Annotated in this window: 17 protein-coding genes; 7 read left to right on the top strand and 10 right to left on the bottom strand. The window is 49.6% G+C overall.

The features are described 5' to 3' along the window. Positions 1-11: 11 nt before the first annotated feature. Positions 12-161: a hypothetical protein gene (locus ACXADP_RS19355; RefSeq protein WP_474967158.1), complete on the top strand. Its 150-nt coding sequence runs from the start codon at positions 12-14 to the stop codon at positions 159-161. A gap of 44 nt (positions 162-205) precedes the next feature. Here the strand turns inward: ACXADP_RS19355 and ACXADP_RS19350 are convergent, their stop codons facing one another. Continuing rightward, positions 206-1,738: a BCCT family transporter gene (locus ACXADP_RS19350; protein ID WP_474967159.1), complete on the bottom strand. Its 1,533-nt coding sequence runs from the start codon at positions 1,736-1,738 to the stop codon at positions 206-208. A 103-nt stretch (positions 1,739-1,841) separates the two neighbouring features. Beyond that, positions 1,842-2,393 (bottom strand): GNAT family N-acetyltransferase, encoded by a 552-nt coding sequence (locus ACXADP_RS19345; RefSeq protein WP_474967160.1) that lies wholly within the window; start codon positions 2,391-2,393, stop codon positions 1,842-1,844. Between the two features lie 344 nt (positions 2,394-2,737). On the opposite strand from ACXADP_RS19345, the gene ACXADP_RS19340 reads away from it, so the two are divergent. From ACXADP_RS19340 to ACXADP_RS19325, 4 genes are all read left to right on the top strand, one after another. Continuing rightward, the gene (locus ACXADP_RS19340; RefSeq protein ID WP_474972246.1) at positions 2,738-4,255 is read left to right on the top strand and encodes a glycine betaine uptake BCCT transporter; all 1,518 of its coding nucleotides are present in this window, start codon (positions 2,738-2,740) and stop codon (positions 4,253-4,255) included. Between the two features lie 123 nt (positions 4,256-4,378). After that, the gene (locus ACXADP_RS19335) at positions 4,379-5,197 is read left to right on the top strand and encodes a DUF368 domain-containing protein (RefSeq protein ID WP_474967162.1); all 819 of its coding nucleotides are present in this window, start codon (positions 4,379-4,381) and stop codon (positions 5,195-5,197) included. A gap of 81 nt (positions 5,198-5,278) precedes the next feature. After that, the gene (locus ACXADP_RS19330) at positions 5,279-5,596 is read left to right on the top strand and encodes a thioredoxin family protein (RefSeq protein ID WP_474972245.1); all 318 of its coding nucleotides are present in this window, start codon (positions 5,279-5,281) and stop codon (positions 5,594-5,596) included. A gap of 58 nt (positions 5,597-5,654) precedes the next feature. Continuing rightward, complete coding sequence (locus tag ACXADP_RS19325; RefSeq protein WP_474967164.1) at positions 5,655-6,737, top strand: FAD-dependent oxidoreductase; 1,083 nt, start codon at positions 5,655-5,657, stop codon at positions 6,735-6,737. Positions 6,738-6,791: 54 nt separating this feature from the next. On the opposite strand, the gene ACXADP_RS19320 is transcribed toward ACXADP_RS19325, so the two are convergent. Genes ACXADP_RS19320 through ACXADP_RS19300 form a run of 5 tightly spaced genes read right to left on the bottom strand, consistent with a single transcriptional unit; the run spans position 6,792 to position 11,261 of the window. Further along, the gene (locus ACXADP_RS19320; protein ID WP_474967165.1) at positions 6,792-7,436 is read right to left on the bottom strand and encodes a TVP38/TMEM64 family protein; all 645 of its coding nucleotides are present in this window, start codon (positions 7,434-7,436) and stop codon (positions 6,792-6,794) included. Continuing rightward, positions 7,429-8,400 (bottom strand): ABC transporter ATP-binding protein, encoded by a 972-nt coding sequence (locus tag ACXADP_RS19315; RefSeq protein ID WP_474967166.1) that lies wholly within the window; start codon positions 8,398-8,400, stop codon positions 7,429-7,431. Before ACXADP_RS19315 ends, ACXADP_RS19320 begins: the two co-directional genes overlap by 8 nt. Next, positions 8,397-9,197 (bottom strand): ABC transporter permease, encoded by an 801-nt coding sequence (locus ACXADP_RS19310; RefSeq protein ID WP_474967167.1) that lies wholly within the window; start codon positions 9,195-9,197, stop codon positions 8,397-8,399. Before ACXADP_RS19310 ends, ACXADP_RS19315 begins: the two co-directional genes overlap by 4 nt. Then, on the bottom strand, positions 9,194-10,054 hold the full coding sequence (locus ACXADP_RS19305) for an ABC transporter permease (protein WP_474967168.1): 861 nt from the start codon (positions 10,052-10,054) through the stop codon (positions 9,194-9,196). Before ACXADP_RS19305 ends, ACXADP_RS19310 begins: the two co-directional genes overlap by 4 nt. Further along, on the bottom strand, positions 10,035-11,261 hold the full coding sequence (locus tag ACXADP_RS19300; RefSeq protein WP_474967169.1) for an ABC transporter substrate-binding protein: 1,227 nt from the start codon (positions 11,259-11,261) through the stop codon (positions 10,035-10,037). The genes ACXADP_RS19305 and ACXADP_RS19300 overlap by 20 nt, the downstream gene beginning before the upstream one ends. 161 nt (positions 11,262-11,422) lie before the next feature. On the opposite strand from ACXADP_RS19300, the gene ACXADP_RS19295 reads away from it, so the two are divergent. Continuing rightward, on the top strand, positions 11,423-12,010 hold the full coding sequence (locus tag ACXADP_RS19295) for a class I SAM-dependent methyltransferase (RefSeq protein ID WP_474967170.1): 588 nt from the start codon (positions 11,423-11,425) through the stop codon (positions 12,008-12,010). A 22-nt stretch (positions 12,011-12,032) separates the two neighbouring features. Continuing rightward, complete coding sequence (locus tag ACXADP_RS19290; protein WP_206935767.1) at positions 12,033-12,290, top strand: DUF2164 domain-containing protein; 258 nt, start codon at positions 12,033-12,035, stop codon at positions 12,288-12,290. A gap of 12 nt (positions 12,291-12,302) precedes the next feature. Here ACXADP_RS19290 and ACXADP_RS19285 read toward each other — a convergent pair whose 3' ends face one another. From ACXADP_RS19285 to ACXADP_RS19275, 3 genes are all read right to left on the bottom strand, one after another. Next, complete coding sequence (locus tag ACXADP_RS19285) at positions 12,303-14,018, bottom strand: methyl-accepting chemotaxis protein (RefSeq protein WP_474972244.1); 1,716 nt, start codon at positions 14,016-14,018, stop codon at positions 12,303-12,305. Between the two features lie 17 nt (positions 14,019-14,035). Then, a complete protein-coding gene (locus tag ACXADP_RS19280) occupies positions 14,036-14,983 on the bottom strand; it encodes a BMP family lipoprotein (protein WP_474967173.1) in 948 nt (315 codons plus the stop codon). Between the two features lie 140 nt (positions 14,984-15,123). Beyond that, on the bottom strand, positions 15,124-16,134 hold the full coding sequence (locus ACXADP_RS19275; protein WP_474967174.1) for an LLM class flavin-dependent oxidoreductase: 1,011 nt from the start codon (positions 16,132-16,134) through the stop codon (positions 15,124-15,126). Positions 16,135-16,224: the final 90 nt, after the last annotated feature.

Here is a 16,224-nt window from a genome sequence, read left to right as displayed (position 1 = left end):
AGGCTTTGAAAATGAAAAAAGCATTTCAAACGTCAATGGTTGGTTTCGTTCTCATGTTTTCTCTTTTTTCATCCTCGTCCGCCCTTATGAATGAAATTCAGGACAGCAGAGCTGGAAACGCAGAAGTGATGTATGATCCTGGTGATCCAGGAATCGGTTGAATAAGAAAAACAGCTGTCCTTTGCAGGGCAGCTGTTTTTTTGATCTATGCATTCTTTTTATGACTGTTGTCTTCGTTGGAATCATACTTCCGCTGCGGGAGCGGTTCCTTTCGTATGATCTTCAGGAAGGCGTAGATAAAGAGAATAATAATCACCGTGAACGGCAGGGCCGATACGAGAGAGGCTGTCTGCAGCGCATCGAGACCTCCAGCTACCAATAGAACACCAGCGATGGCCGCCATCAGTACTCCCCAGACAATCTTAATGAAAAGGGCAGGAGTGAGACTGCCGTTCGTCGTCATGCTGGCAAGGATGTAGGTTGCTGAGTCTGCCGATGTTATTAGAAACGTAGCAATCAGGAAGATGGACAGCAGCGACAGGATTCCGGTCAGCGGAAGAAACTCATAGGTTTCAAAAAGAGCCACGGTGACGTCATTGCTGACGGCCTGTGCAATTTGTGTTCCATTATTCAGATCGCTGTTTAAAGCGGTTCCTCCGAAGGTTGCAATCCACAAACAGGCAATGAGTGGGGGGACAACGAGAACACCGAAGATGAATTCCCGGATCGTTCTCCCACGCGAAACACGGGCTACAAAGGCACCGACGAAGGGGGACCAGGCAATGACCCAAGCCCAGTAGAAGATCGTCCACTCTCTCAGCCATGTCCCTCCCTCATAAGGGGTGAGACGCAGGCTGTAGGTCACAAAGTTCGTAATATAATCTCCGAGACCAAGGGTGAAGCTGTTTAAAATGAAAACCGTAGGACCGGCAATGAAAACGAACAAAAGCAGCAGCAGACAGAGGCCGAGATTCAAATTACTGAGCCACTTGATTCCTTTATCAAGCCCTGTACTGGAGGAGGTTAAGTATAAGATTAAAAGCACGCCTGTGATGACAAGCTGTATCGTGGTGTTATTAGGTACGCCGAAGACGGCATTCAATCCTCCATTCATCTGCAGGATGCCGAGTCCGAGGGAAGTCGCTATGCCCATGACTGTAGCAATCACGGCAAGGGAGTCGATGGTGTATTTGACAGGCTTTGACTTTCCGAGAACAGGTTCAAGGGCTGTAGATACCAAACCGTCTTTTTCTTTACGGAACTGCAGGAAAGCAATCAGCAGCCCGACGATAGTGAATACGGACCATTGGTTGACTCCCCAGTGGAAGAAGGAGTAGCCCATTGCGACACGCGCCGCTTCCTCTGTCTGAGCTTCCATTTCAGAAAACGGTGTTTCAAAGAAATGGCTCATCGGTTCAGCAACGCCCCAGAAAACGAGGCCTACACCAAAACCGGCGGAAAAAAGCATGCCGATCCAAGTAAAGAATGGGAATTCCGGCTTGGAATCGGGCGGACCGATTTTAATTTTTCCGTATTTGCTTAAGCCAAGTCCAACAAGGAAAATGACGAAGCCGAATACAGAAATTAAGTAAAACCAGCCAAAATTGATGGTTGTGAATTCGAATAAGGTTCCGGCTACAGCACCAAAACCTTCCGGGTTGACCGCTCCAATTACGACAAGAACGAGAATGACAGAAGCGGAAATGAGGAATACAGGGTTTTTCAGGTGATCTTTCATCGTCGTCTCCTTTCATAAGAATGACGTGAGAAAAAAAGGGGCAGGGTCTGAGGTGTTGTGTATATAATTCCCTACATTTTCCTTGGGAAACCTTTGTCTCTCTTTATGCTTCAAATTCATTTCTAAGCATACCGAGAAGGACCGTATCATAATAAGAGCCCTGGACGAATTCATTCTTCCTCAAACGTCCTTCTTCGACGAAGCCCGCTTTCTCATAAAGCCGCAGGGCCTGGGTGTTGCCGCTCCACGTATCCATCTGCACACGCTCGAGGTTCAACGTATAGAACAGGTGCTTTAAAAGGGTGGATAAGACATCCTGTCCATAGCCCTGTCCCCAGTAGGCACGCTCGCCGATGCTGATTCCCACCTCCGCTGCACGTGTGACCGGGTTTAGTTCTCTGTAATCGCATTTTCCAATCGGAACGTTCGTGCCGATGGTGTACACAATAAAGACACGGCCTTTTTCCCATAACGCCTGATGGGTCAGGTTTTTTTCGTAAAACGCTTCGATATCTTCCTTCGGGTTGTTGTTTTGATAGGCGGAAGAGCTGCCGTGACCCAGGTCGGCCAGCTGTTCGTCATTCGCCCATCTGTATAAATGGTCCAAGTCATGTCTTCCGACTGGACGCAGTTCGACTAACTGTCCTTTTAACATCATCCACCTCCTTATTTTTGTTCATTGTAGCAGATGATTTATGGAAAAATAAGGGTAGTCATAAGGGCTCACATGTGCATAGTTCTTCAAGAACCCAACTTTGGAGGTTGACTTGGACCGTATGGATTTGTCGGCTTTTGACGTTTTTTTGAGTTTACGGGAAAATCTGGTACACTTTGATCCGAGGAGTCCTTATTCATCTTAAGGGCTGTTTTTTTATGCAGGAAATGACGACAATTGTTTAATTTTTCTAGGTTTGGGTATTCGATAATTATGCAGGACCCAACTTTTTCCCCGCATTTCATATCCTCTATGACCATTATTTAGGAAGAAAGGAGCAAATTATGCAAAAAGTTACCTCGGTATTCTGGGTTACACTGGCCATCGCATTATTTTCCGTCATCTGGGGGGCATGGGCCCCGGGAAGTCTGGAATCCATTACAGGTGAAATCCAGTCTTACATCTCTGTTCACTTTGGATGGTATTACTTATTAATCGTTACAGGATTCGTCGTTTTTTGTCTTTATATGATATTCAGCCCGTACGGTAAAATGAAGCTCGGAAAGGAAAGCGACACCCCGGATTATAATTATGCTACTTGGTTTGCCATGCTTTTCAGTGCAGGCATGGGGATCGGTCTTGTCTTCTGGGGGGCTGCGGAACCGATATTTTTCTACGCTAACAATGCACCCACAGCGGAAACCGGTACAGCAGCGGCGTTGAATGAATCCATGCGTTTTGTCTATTTCCACTGGGGCGTGCATGCGTGGGGCATTTACGCGATCGTCGCCTTGGTCCTTGCGTATTTTAAATTCAGACGCGGAGCTCCCGCTTTGATCAGCTCCACACTCGAGCCGATATTTGGAGATAAAATGAAGGGGCCGCTCGGCAAGCTGGTCGACATCATTGCCGTCTTCGCCACTATTGTAGGTGTAGCGACAACCCTTGGTTTCGGTGCCGCTCAGATTAATGGCGGCCTGACCTACCTGACTCCCATTGAGGATTCCTTTGGAGTGCAGCTGATCATTATCGGGATTGTTACCGTTCTGTTCATGATGTCAGCCTATACAGGGTTGAGCAAAGGGATTAAATACTTAAGTAATACGAACATGTTCCTTGCGCTGGCTCTTCTTGTCATTATGCTGATTGTCGGGCCGACGCTCTTCATTATGAACATGTTTACGGATACGATCGGGGCGTACTTGCAGAATCTGCCGACGATGAGTTTCCGTCTGGCTCCGAATAATGAGGAAAACCGTGCATGGATCAACGACTGGACCGTCTTCTACTGGGCCTGGTGGATCGCCTGGTCTCCGTTTGTCGGAATTTTTATTGCCCGTGTGTCCAAAGGACGTACCATCCGGGAATTCTTGTCCGGTGTCCTTCTGGTCCCGTCGGTTGTCGGATTCCTTTGGTTTTCCACCTTCGGTTCCTCGGCGATTAAAGTGCAGCAGTCAGGAGATGCCGACCTGGCCGGACTGGCTACCGAACAGGTGATGTTTGGAATGTTTGATAACTATCCATTAGGTTTGATTCTTTCTATTATTGCTATGACACTGATTGGAACGTTCTTTATTACATCTGCAGACTCTGCAACCTTTGTGCTGGGCATGCAGACGACGAACGGGTCGCTCACTCCCCCGACAATGGTGAAGTTCGCATGGGGGATCGTCCAGTCTTCCATGGCGGCTGTGCTGTTGTATTCCGGAGGATTGCAGGCGCTCCAGAATGCTCTGATTTCTGCCGCCTTCCCGTTTTCCTTCATCATGATTCTCATGGTTGTTTCCCTTTACAAGGCACTGCGTGCTGATAAGGCCGCTCTTGAAAAAGGGAAGAGAGAGAAGGAAAAAACATCTGCCTGATGCATGAAAAAAGGTCCGGGAAACCGGGCCTTTTGCTTTTTGTATTTTTCTTCAAGACAAGGTATGATGGAAGCTTAAAGAATGACTATAAAATATCTGCCTGTGAAAAAGGAGTAAAGAAACATGTGGGAATGGAGAAATATTTACCGTGGTCTTCTCATGGGAGCCAGCGATGTTGTTCCCGGCGTCAGTGGAGGCACGATTGCTGTAGTTCTGGGGATTTATGATCGTTTGATTGAGGCCATCAACGGATTTTTCAGTAAGGAATGGAAAAAACATTTGAAGTTTCTGCTGCCGCTCGGTATTGGGATCGTCACTTCCATCGCGCTGCTGGCCAGCGTCATTGAATGGCTGTTTGAACATTACCCGGGTCCGACGCAGTTTTTCTTTCTTGGATTGATTATCGGGGTGCTTCCCTATTTGACCCATAAAGCAGACATGAAAAATAAATTTCAAGCGAAGCACTATATTCTGCTGTTGATGGGTGCCGCTGTGGTGGCTTCCATGGCCATCTTCCAGACATCGGAAACGACGGCAATGGAGGAAATCACACTGTCCGGATACCTGCTGCTGTTCTTTTCCGGATGGATTGCCAGCAGTGCGATGATTCTTCCCGGCATCAGCGGATCGTTCATCCTTCTGATTATCGGTGTGTACACAACCGTGACTTCAGGCATTTCGGATTTCCGCATCGATATCATCGCCGTGGTCGGATTAGGTATTCTGATTGGCTTGGTTTCTATGAGTAAAATCGTGAAGTTTTTCCTGGAAAATTACACGTCCGGAACCTTTGCTGTCATTATCGGGCTTGTGATCGGTTCCGTGTTTGTCATCTTTCCCGGGGTTCCTGAATCGACAGGACTTCTCATCGTCAGTATCGTCACTTTCCTTGCAGGACTGCTTGCTGCCTGGCTGCTCGGTCGTGTGGAATACAAGGACTAGCAGCCGTGAGCGGAAAGTAAGACAATTGAGCGTGATTTGATTATCATGAGGGTAGAGCTTGCTTAAAGGAGATTGATAGGAATGGAATCTATTCAAAGCGTGGATCAATTTAACGAAACGATTGCCAGTGAACAGCCGGTCATCGTGAAATTCCAGGCGGACTGGTGTCCGGACTGCCGCCGCATGGACATGTTTATCGGTGGGATTATCGAGGAATATAATGGTTACCACTGGTACGATGTGAACCGTGACCAGCTTCCTGAACTGGCTGAAAAGTACGAAGTTATGGGCATTCCTAGTCTGATGGTTTTCCAAAATGGTCAAAAGACCGCTCATCTGCACAGTGCGGATGCTAAAACGCCGGAAGAAGTGCAGGAATTCCTACAGGCAAGCCTATAATGGGTGAGCGTCCACATGGCTGGTTCCATGTGGGCGTTTTTTATAAGGAGGTGGAAGGATGTCCAAACGATTGCTGCTTGTCGGCGCCGGTCATGCGCATTTGGAAGTGCTCAAGCAGATGGCTGAACACGGCCTGCCTGATGTGGATGTGTGCCTCATCACACCATCCCCCTATCAATATTATTCCGGTATGTTTTCCGGCTTTACCGAAGGGATCTATACAGAAGAAGACACGAGAGTCGACCTTCGTCCACTCACGAAAAGAGCTCGAGTGCAGCTGATTCAGAAGACAGCTGTGATGATCAGACCGGAACAAAAGAAGATCATCTGCCATGATGGGAGCGTGTACCCTTTTGATGCCGCCAGTTTTGATATCGGCTCACGCAGCCTGCCGGAGTCCGTCGAGCATACGGCCGCCCAGTCCATTAAACCGAACTACCTTTTCACTGAACGCATGAAGGATTTACGGGAAACCCCTCAGCCTTTGATTGTCGGAGGGGGAGCGGCCGGAACGGAACTGGCCCTTTCCATCCAGTCTTATAAAAATATGCATCAGCGGCCGGGGCAGGTACGTCTCGTTACTTCAGGACCTCTTCTGCCGGATACTCCTAAATGGGTCCGGGCGCGGATGAAGCATATCCTGAAGAAAAAAGGTGTCCGGGTGTGGGAAAATGAAGAGGTGGAAGCCGTCACGGATTCCAGCATTGAGACGAGCAGAGGGAACAAGATCCGTCACACCGGTGTCCTCTGGCTGGGCGGAGCTGTCGGGGATGCCATATTTACGCGGGCAGGGCTGGATGTGGATGATCGTGGTTTTGCTTTTGTGTCACGAACACTGCAGTTCAAGAACTATGACTATTTGTTCGGGGCGGGAGATTGTGTCACGCTGGAAACCGATCCTGACCTCCCGAAAAGCGGCGTTTATGCCGTGCGCCAGGGACCGGTTTTATGGGAAAACGTAAAGAATTTCTTCCATCACGAGCCGTTGGAAGCCTTCGTGCCTCAAAAGAAAGCTTTGTATATTCTTTCCACTGGAGATCGGAAAGGTTTTTTGATTTATGGACTTGTGCATGCACATAATCACAAAGCATGGCAGTTGAAGCAGAAGATCGATCGTGAATTTATGGCGAAATACAAATAAAAAAGCCTTTGAACCGTATGCCGAGGAGGGATGGTTCAAAGGCTTTTCTTATGGTTAAATCTTCAACCAGGAACGTACTTTATTCCGGAAAAGGTATGTCGTTACTAGAATAAGGGCAAAAACGCTCAGCGCGGCGAAAATCAATGTCCTGTCCCCGCTGGCAAGACTGGTACCGACAAGACTGTAGGCGAATGTGCCGGGCAGCATGCCGAGGACTGTGGCCAGGATAAAGGATGGCAGTTTCACCCGCGTCATCCCTGATAAATAACTGAGGATATCAAATCCGACAAGCGGGATGAGCCTGAGGACAAATACATATAAAAATCCTTGTCCTTTCATACGCTCATAGATGGAAGAAGCCCACTTGGACTGATGGAACTTCAACACGGAATCCCCGAAGAAGCGCCCCATCACCCATCCGGTGATTCCTGCCCCGGTCGCTCCGATGACAATGTACAGCATACCCGGCCACAGGCCGTAGGCAAAGGCTGCTGCCAAGGAAAGCACGGAGGTTGGAAAGACGACAATGGGGCCGATGGCATACAATCCCATAAAAATGAGCGGGCCGATACTGCCGAACGACAGGATGTAGGCACGGATGTTTTGTGGATCGACGTTAAACCGGCTTCGGGCAAACCAGGCCGCCGCAATGAAAATCGTCAGGAACAAAAGCGAACGGAGCAGAGTTTTTTTATTCATGATGGTTCACCTCAAATCGTTGAATGCGGGAATTCGGGATGTGCAGAGTGACTTCTTCTGTATCCGCTGTAACCTGTTGAACGGGTAACGCCACTCTGGAGCCCAGGGCGGGAACGTTGATATGAGCCACTGGACGTCCGTGCTGGTAGGTCAGGTGCTCCATCCGCCCTTGGAAGGTGCGTGTCTCTCCGTCTTCATAGCCCGGGGAAAGCTGTATGTCCCCCAGTGGGACAAATTCGTTTTCATTCAGGATCAGGTGGCCGCCCATGAAGGAAGCGACTTTTTGATTGGCAGGATGATGATGAAGGACAGATGCTTCTCCAATCTGTTGAAACTCTCCATCCTGAAAGACGGCAATCTGGTCTCCCATGATCATAGCTTCTTCCATATCATGAGTGACGAACAAGGCTGTCGTTTTCTGTTCCACGAGGAAATCTCTGACCCAGTAGCGCAGGTCCTGCCTAAGCGATGGATCCAGGCTGCTGAACGGTTCATCAAAAAGTATCACTTCCGGTTCAGTCGCCATGGCGCGGGCAAGCGCTGTCCGCTGCTGCTGACCGCCGGAGATTTCCGAAGGGAAATAATTTCTATACCGGCTCATTCCAATCGCTTCAAGCAGTCTCTCTACTTTCTGTTTGTCATATTTCTTAGATACTTTCGCTCCATAGACAATATTTTCTTCTACTGTCATATGGGGAAACAGAAGCGGCTGCTGGAATACGAGACTGATATCCCGCCGGTTGGCTTTTGTAGCTGTAATGTCCTTACCGTTCATCCAGAGGGACCCGTGTGTAGGGGTTTCGAGGCCGGCAAGGACACGGAGAAGCGTTGTTTTTCCGCTTCCAGAAGGACCGACAACGCTGAGGATTTCCCCTTTCTTTAATTGAAAGGAAAGACCGTTCAAAATCAGGTCTTCTTGAAAGCTTTTTTTCAATTGCTTCACTTCTAATGTAGTCGGGCTCATCTTTTATTCCTCCAAGGCAGGCGAGAGTAGGGAAGCAGAAGGATGACAGCTTCCACCAGGAAATACATCCCAACGGGTATGACAGCAAACCAGAGGGAAAACGCAGACATGACGGAAGCATCCGCATTTTCCAGGAATGGAAAGAATACGAGAGGCAGCGTCAGCACACGTCCTCCGCCAATAACGGCTGTGATTGCGTACTGGCTCAGACTGATGACAATGGTTAAAAAAGTGACACTTCGAAGCGCCGGTTTCAAGAGAGGCAGCTCAACCGTGAACAGCTGCCTGAAAAATCCGGCACCGAGGATGTGAGGCTGCTCAAGCATCGCCCGTCCAATCTGCTGGTAACTGTTGTGAAATACTTTAATGCTGTAAGGGACGGTCGGTACAAGGTGGATGATGATGACACCAAGTGCTGTATCCGCCAATCCGGCACGGATCATAAAGATGTGGAGCCCCATGGCGATCGCAAGGACCGGGATAAGAATCGGTGACAGCAGTAAAGCCTCCACCCAGGGTTTTCCTTTCAATGGGACGGTGGCGAGCGCTTTGCCGGTGGACACACCGATCAATACATTCAGGAGCAGGACGATGAATCCGATCCATATCGATGTGAATGTAGCTTTCCAGAGCATCGGGTTCTGCAGCAGCTGTTCATAGCTGCGAAGCTCCCAGTCCAGTCCGGCGCCTGTTTGAAACCGCCACGGCGCACTGAAGCTCTGAGCGGCCAGTATGAGGAGCGGTATAAGGAAAAACAGGAGCGTAAGCACTAAAAATAAACGTGAATTCTGCTTCATGAACGACTTCCTCTCATAGCTCTCCATCTGGCTTTGCTTAAGTACCCGTATCCGATAAAGGACAGAACCAGCAGGACGAGGCTGATGCTGACCATAGCGGCAAACGCCAGTGGACGTTTCTGCCAGGAGCTTCCGTAAAACCAGTCATAGCTGAGTACGGAGACCATCTCCGGAAACGTGGTTCCCAACAGAGCAGGTACTTCATAAGCCGATAAGGTGAATGAGAAAATGATCAGGCTTGTCTCCATCAGAACCGGAAGCAGGTGAGGCAGTTCAACCGCTGTGATTCTGTTCCAAACCGACCCCCCAAGTGTATCGATGAGTGCATAGTATTCCGGCCGGATCGAGGCATAGACCGGCAGCAGCATCAAGATGACAAGGGGAACCTCTTTCCATACATAGGTTAAGATGATGCCGATTCCGTTCGGGTCCCTTGTGAGTATCGGAAATTGCTGCGGGTCAGAAATCCATCCGGCAGCCGTGAACAGCTGAGCGGCCACTCCGGTTTCTGAAAGAAGGAGAATGACCATGTAGCCCCAGACAAAGTGCGGGAACAGCATCGGAATCCATACACTCACCCTTGGTGCCATTTTTTCCAGGATGGGATAAAAACTGCGTGTGAAAGCGATCCCGATAAGAATGGACAACAGGGTGGCGATCAAGGCTGTCTGCAGGCTGAAAACAAGAGACGTGACAAAACGGTTGGATTCAAAGATCTGCCGGTAATAGTCCAGTGTCCATCCTCTGTGCCGGCCAAAGCTGTTCAAGACAGCTGTCAGGAGCCCGTAAAGAGGAAGGAGCATAAACAGGACAGCCGGCAGGAAAAGGAGAGAATGTTTAAGGTTGAACGACTTCATCAAACCACTGCTCTTTCATCCATTCGACGTAGGCGGCTTCTGATTCAGGGAGAAAGCTTTCCTCCAGCTTTTCTGTGGAAAGAACGCTGTCTCCTCTATCCACCGCTTCAAATTGCTGTTTCATATCTTCGGGTAGTTGATCTATGCTGATCGTGGTGTTTTCCCCCCAGTAATCCGGCTTGAATTTGGCCAGCTGGGCTTCCGGTGAAAGCAGGAAGTTAATGGCAGCCAGCGCTCCGGGCGGATTGGAACTATTGAAGGGAATGCTCAAAAAGTGTGTATTTCCAATAGAACCTGGTTCCAGGACGAACGAACGGGTGGATTCCGGGAACACCCCATCAGCGACCAAGGATTCCGCACGGGACTCATTGTAGCCCATCGTCATCAAGACTTCTCCTTGACTATATAAACGATCCAGCTCTGTTAAGTCATTCGGGTAGTGATCACCGGAACGCCATAAATCCGGCTGAATATCCTTGAGATAAGCCCATGTGCGATCCGCCGCCGGCTGAATATCAGCTTCATTCAAGGGATTCTCATAAATATCTGATGGCTCTTCCGCCTTGGCATATAAGACGTGGCGTAAGAAAGCATTCCCGGAAAAGTCCTCCGCTCGCGGATAAGTGAACTTTCCTGGATTGTCATGAATCCAGTTCTGCAGTTCCTCAAAAGAGGAAGGAGGCTCACTGATCCGGTCGGCGTCATAGTGAAAGACGAACTGGACTTTGCCCCACGGGGCTTCCATGCCTTCTACAGATGTTCCGAAATCGGTCTGGAAAGCTGGATCATCTGTGTCGTAATATTCATTGAAAGCAGGCAGCTTGTCTGTAAACGATCCTGCCAGCAGTTCGTTTTCTTTGGCATTTTTAAAGTTCTCCCCATTGATCCAGATCACATCGATCGGGCCGTCTTGTTTTCCGGCCTGTTTCTCTGTCTGAAGTTTTTGGAGTATTTCCGCCGCATCCATAGGAACACGCTCCAGAGTTATGTTGTGTGCTTCTTTCAGGCGCGGAGCCGCCCATTCATCAATGTAGCGGTTGATCCCTTCATCGCCGCCCCACATATAGAGACGCACCTCCGTGCCGTCGGCCTCTTCTTCAATGGTTTCCCAGGACATATCCTTCCATGCTTCTTCCTGGGACCCGCCGCCACTGCAGGCAGCCAGTACTAGTGTGATCAGCAGCATAAGAATGCTCCACTTTTTCATGATTTTCCCCCTTAGGATCATTTTATAAAAAAATAAGTACAGGTCTCTGTCATCTATCATACAAACAAACGCCCGGGAAGGAAACTAAACCCTTTTCACCAATAGGCATACCTGTTCTTGAAGACGGGTACAAGAAGCGGGAAAGGAAGGAGAGGGAACCGATGCTGTATCAACATTTCGCAAGGCCGTCCGGCTGGATGGGGAAGCTTGCCGGACGTTTTATGGAAAAAGAAAATGAAAAGCTGAACGCGTGGACACTATCGTTTCTGGATCTGCAGAAAGAAGAGGAAGTTCTTGAAATCGGATGTGGAGCAGGAGAAGCGTTAGAGCAGGCATCCAGAATCCAGGGACTCCACCTTTACGCCTTGGATCCATCCGAGGTGATGGTCGAAACGGTGCTGCATAAATGGCGGAGCTTCAATAATGCTGCGCAGGTGGGTGTCATTCACGGGCAGGCTGAAGACCTGGTCCATTTCCACCGTGCGATGGATAAAGTCTATGCCGTTAACAATGTCACCTTCTGGGAAGATCCGGAAGAGATACTCGCCCATTTGTATACAAACATGAACCAAAACGGAAGAATAGCCTTAACGCTCCGTCCTCACGAAGAGGGGGCGGGAGATGATACCACACATATCCTCGGAGGCCAGATGAAGGCGATGCTGGTGCAGGCAGGGTTCCGGGACGTCTGCATCCATATCCGTCCTGAGAAGCCGAATAAAGCGGTCTGTGTCACCGGGATGGTGTGATAGGATAGAGGGAAAAGGGGGGATGGTTGTGAAGTTGAAGAAAGAACAACAGGAATACATGGCTGAACGTATTAAAGAGTGGTTTGAGCTTGAACGTGGGGAGGTCATTGGCGATTTGGCGGCCGATCAATGGGTTCATCAGATGGCAGAGGAAATGGGGCCTTTCTTTTATAACAAAGGAGTGGAGGATGCCCGACGGATGGTGGAACAGAAGGTCATGAATGTAGATGAAGACCTGCGCTCCCTTGAGCGTCCTGCCGGCCGTCCGAAGCGGCGGTAAAAAAACACCGCTTCAGGAAGCTGAAGCGGTGATGTTTTCCTCATCGGCATGTGGGGGAGTCGTTTCCGGTTCCTTCTGCCATTGAAACTGCTGGATTTGTTCATTCAATTGGCCGATCATCGTTTCCAACTGTTCACTTTCCAATAGCAGCTGCTGGAAGGCGGACTGCTGCTCCACCGTAGAAGCCGAGATTTCCTCGGTTCCTGCTGCGGTCTGCTGGATGACACTGCTTACGTTTTCAAAAGCCGCATGAACATTTGTGCTCTGGTGACGGGACTGATCGAGTCCCTGTACGAGGGCTTCGAGGTGCTGGTCGATCGTATGGACATACGTACTGATCTGGTCAAAGGCGGCTTTTGATGCAGACACAGACGTGTTCTGCTGCTCTGTCACCTGGACAGTTTCTGTCATTTCCCGGCGGATCGTATCCACGCCGCTCCGGATTTGTGACACCATATCGGAGATGTCTGCTGTTGCAGCGGTGGATTGATCGGCCAATTTGCGCACTTCCTCTGCGACAACGGCAAATCCTTTTCCATGCTCTCCTGCACGTGCAGCTTCAATGGCTGCATTCAAGGCAAGCAGGTTGGTCTGGCTGGCGATATCGTTCACAAGGTGTACGGTCGATTCAATTTGATCAGTGTATTGGATGAATTGGTGCACCGATGTTTCGACTTTTGCTAAAGAAGCCGTATTTTGATCCATCAAGGTCCGCTGATTCATCAGACTGTTCTGTCCTTCCTCAACAGAATGAAGGGCTTGTGTACTGATTTCCCTGGATTCTTGTCCGTCATGACGGTTCTTCGCAAAGCGGTCGTCCAGATCCTCCATCAATACAGCGGCATCCTGAACGTCGTTGGAGATCGACTGGCTCCCCTGAGCCAGTTCATCCGTTGAATGAGCCACCTGGCTGGATATTTCCGAAAGGCCGTTCATTTCCTGATTCAACCTGGAACTGAACGTTTTGACGCTCTGTCCGATTTCGTCTACGGACTGAACCGTTTCCTGAAGATTCTCCACCATGACACGGAAGGATTGGGTCAGTTGTCCGATTTCATCGTTTTTCTTCGGATCGTCTTCGATGTTCACTGTCAAGTTCCCTCCGGCCACATCAGCAGCCTGGGCGGCCAGCTGGCGGACGGGGCGGGCGATATGTGCGGTCAGGCGGAAGGTGGAGTACAAGGTGCCGATAATTAAGATAACGGCCGCAATGATGGTGAACAGAATCAACTGACCGATCGTCTGTTGCTGTGCCTCCATTTTGTTTTCATACCATGCCTGTGATTCCCGCTGAAGCATGTACACATCATTGATTAACCCGGCTGTCCGTGATGCCTGCCGCTGAATCTCATTCGTGTCATCGGTATTCAATGCTTCCGTGGCCAGGCTCTCCCAATCGTTGAATTTCGCCTGGGCCTGGTCAAACCACTGCCGCTGTGTATCGGTGACAATGAGCGGCTCCACCGTCTGAAACAGCTGCCTCGTCTGCTGCACCTGGGTGAAGGCTTCCTGCTTGGAAGCTTCGGAAGGGTTGTAGCCATATGTCGTCAAGGCCTGTTCTACACGGACGAGCTGTCCGTGAAGCTCCTTACCATCAAGGAGCACCTGAATATCTTCATTCGTAGAGCGCTGTAATCCGATCATTTGATACACAATCACACCGATTAAAATAATACACAACACCAGAGGCAGCAAAGTCATGACAAATAGTCTGCGGCTGATACTCATTTGTTTTCCTCCTCGTTTTACTGCCCCATAGCTTTTTGGAGCGTTTTCTCTTCCTGATCGTTTAAATCGATCAGGCGGATGGGGGCAAGACCCACACCGTTTTCCTCAAGCCCGAGTGTACGGGCGCTGCCGTCCAGCTTTTCTCCTTCAGACAACTGTTCCATCACACCATATAAGGCGACATTGACGTTTTTAAGCATGGATGTCACGACGGATTCTTCCGCCGTATAAAATTGATCACTATCCACTCCGAAAGCGTAGATGTCCTGTTTTTCAGCTTCCTTCAGAACGCCAATACCTGTAAAGCCGGCAGCTGGAAAAATATAATCGGCGTCCTGATCGATCATCTCCGCCGCAAGAGAAGCGCCTTTGTGGTCATCATCAAAGGTATCTGCATAGCTGACCAATATTTCGGCGTCGGGAGCGGCTTCCAGAACTCCTTTTGTGAATCCCTCTTCAAACCGGTTTACGACAGGAATGTTTTCTCCTCCAATGAATCCTACGACACCACTTTTGGATTTCATGCCGGCAATGAAACCGATCAGGTAGCTTCCTTCATCTTCCTTAAAAGTGATGGATGATACATTGGGCTGATCAGAAACGGCATCAATCAAAACGAAATCCTGGTCAGGGAATTCGGCGGCCAGCTGATCGACAGCCGGCTGTGAGTTATACCCGAGACCGATAATGACATCGTGCCCCTGTTCAATCAGATCGCGGGCATGAGCTTCATAATTCTGGTCAAAAGGTTCACGGTAATCAAACGTTATATTCAACTCATCGCGGGCCTGCTCAAGGCCCTGAAAAGCGGAGTCACTGAAAGAATCATCTCCGAGACCGCTTTCAGTGACAAGCAGACCTGCACTGATTCCAGACTCCTCCGTTCCTTCAGCAGAACCACTGCTGCAGCCGGATATAAGAAAACTAAACAGAAATAGGACGATAAATAAGGTCGAACGCTTCAACTATTTCACTCCTCTGTATAAAATCCGCTGACATCATTTCCTTCGTTATGAAAGAGATGTCTGACAACTATATACATCGGCACATGCAGAGTGGAAATCAATAGGAAGTGGAGAAAAGCATAAAAAAAACCACTACGACCTCAGGTCATAGTGGTGGAAGTGGACAGTTCAAAAGCGCCGGCGAGCAGTTCGTAGGATTTCAGCCGCTCCTCAAATGGAGTGACAATCGTATTGACGATGATTTCATCTACCTGGTAAAGGGAAGCCAGTTCCTCAATTTCTTCCTTCACCCGCTCGATCGATCCGACAATCATCCTTTTACGGTTATCGGCGATGCGCTCCTCTTCAAAGACCGTGTAGGAGTGGGAAAGAGCTTCTTCCGGTGTAGGGAAGTGGGTGCGCCTTCCGCCTTTTTCAATTTGAAGAAGGGCAAGATCCAGGCTTGATGCTAAATACTCGGCGCGCTGATCCGTTTCTGCACATACGACGAAAACAGAAACATTGGCGTCCGGTTCGGTCTGCTGCAGTGAAGGGGTGAAATGGTTGAAATAACGCTCCATCGCTCTTGTGCCGCCCCGGCCATTAATGAAGTGGGCAAAGGAATACGAAGCTCCCAGCTCTCCGGCCACCCGCGCGCTCGTCCCGCTGGAACCGAGCATCCATACCGGTGGTGCAGTTTCGCCTGTTGGTGTCGCCTGTATCCCCATTCCGTGCGGGTCGTGCCCATGCAGATAAGCGATCAGTTCTTCAACCTGTGCAGGATAGCCTTCCACATTGGGGACGTTCCCTTTATTCAAGGCAAGGTTGATGTTCGGCAGGCCTCCGGGTGCCCGGCCGACCCCCAGATCAATCCGGTCCGGATGAAGGGTCTCAAGAACACGGAAGGATTCAGCTACTTTAAACGGGCTGTAATGCGGCAGAAGCACGCCTCCGCTGCCGATTCGTATGGTGTCTGTATGAGCAGCCAGGTGAGCGGCGAGGATTTCCGGTGAAGACCCCGCAAGGCTGCCGGTGCTGTGGTGTTCGGATACCCAGAACCTGTGATACCCGAGCTGGTCGGTCCATTTTGCTAATTCGGTTGTTTGTCTTAATGCTTCCTGTGGGTCTGTCCCAGCTAAAACAGGGGACTGATCCAATACACTTAATTTCATTGTGGGCCCCCTTTAAAGTCAACGGTTTATTTATCTTTTATCGTCCCATGGACACGTAAAAGATGCAATACATATGGCTTGGAATGTGTG

This window comes from Halobacillus sp. AWH4_228 (genome assembly GCF_056158365.1).
This window is presented reverse-complemented; position numbering and strand designations above follow the sequence as displayed.

Excerpts from the sequence above, each read along its gene's own strand:
- ACXADP_RS19355 (WP_474967158.1), top strand. The coding sequence starts at position 12 with ATGAAAAAAGCATTTCAAACGTCAATGGTTGGTTTCGTTCTCATGTTT.
- ACXADP_RS19350 (WP_474967159.1), bottom strand. The coding sequence starts at position 1,738 with ATGAAAGATCACCTGAAAAACCCTGTATTCCTCATTTCCGCTTCTGTC.
- ACXADP_RS19345 (WP_474967160.1), bottom strand. The coding sequence starts at position 2,393 with ATGTTAAAAGGACAGTTAGTCGAACTGCGTCCAGTCGGAAGACATGAC.
- ACXADP_RS19340 (WP_474972246.1), top strand. The coding sequence starts at position 2,738 with ATGCAAAAAGTTACCTCGGTATTCTGGGTTACACTGGCCATCGCATTA.
- ACXADP_RS19335 (WP_474967162.1), top strand. The coding sequence starts at position 4,379 with ATGTGGGAATGGAGAAATATTTACCGTGGTCTTCTCATGGGAGCCAGC.
- ACXADP_RS19330 (WP_474972245.1), top strand. The coding sequence starts at position 5,279 with ATGGAATCTATTCAAAGCGTGGATCAATTTAACGAAACGATTGCCAGT.
- ACXADP_RS19325 (WP_474967164.1), top strand. The coding sequence starts at position 5,655 with ATGTCCAAACGATTGCTGCTTGTCGGCGCCGGTCATGCGCATTTGGAA.
- ACXADP_RS19320 (WP_474967165.1), bottom strand. The coding sequence starts at position 7,436 with ATGAATAAAAAAACTCTGCTCCGTTCGCTTTTGTTCCTGACGATTTTC.
- ACXADP_RS19315 (WP_474967166.1), bottom strand. The coding sequence starts at position 8,400 with ATGAGCCCGACTACATTAGAAGTGAAGCAATTGAAAAAAAGCTTTCAA.
- ACXADP_RS19310 (WP_474967167.1), bottom strand. The coding sequence starts at position 9,197 with ATGAAGCAGAATTCACGTTTATTTTTAGTGCTTACGCTCCTGTTTTTC.
- ACXADP_RS19305 (WP_474967168.1), bottom strand. The coding sequence starts at position 10,054 with ATGAAGTCGTTCAACCTTAAACATTCTCTCCTTTTCCTGCCGGCTGTC.
- ACXADP_RS19300 (WP_474967169.1), bottom strand. The coding sequence starts at position 11,261 with ATGAAAAAGTGGAGCATTCTTATGCTGCTGATCACACTAGTACTGGCT.
- ACXADP_RS19295 (WP_474967170.1), top strand. The coding sequence starts at position 11,423 with ATGCTGTATCAACATTTCGCAAGGCCGTCCGGCTGGATGGGGAAGCTT.
- ACXADP_RS19290 (WP_206935767.1), top strand. The coding sequence starts at position 12,033 with ATGGTTGTGAAGTTGAAGAAAGAACAACAGGAATACATGGCTGAACGT.
- ACXADP_RS19285 (WP_474972244.1), bottom strand. The coding sequence starts at position 14,018 with ATGAGTATCAGCCGCAGACTATTTGTCATGACTTTGCTGCCTCTGGTG.
- ACXADP_RS19275 (WP_474967174.1), bottom strand. The coding sequence starts at position 16,134 with ATGAAATTAAGTGTATTGGATCAGTCCCCTGTTTTAGCTGGGACAGAC.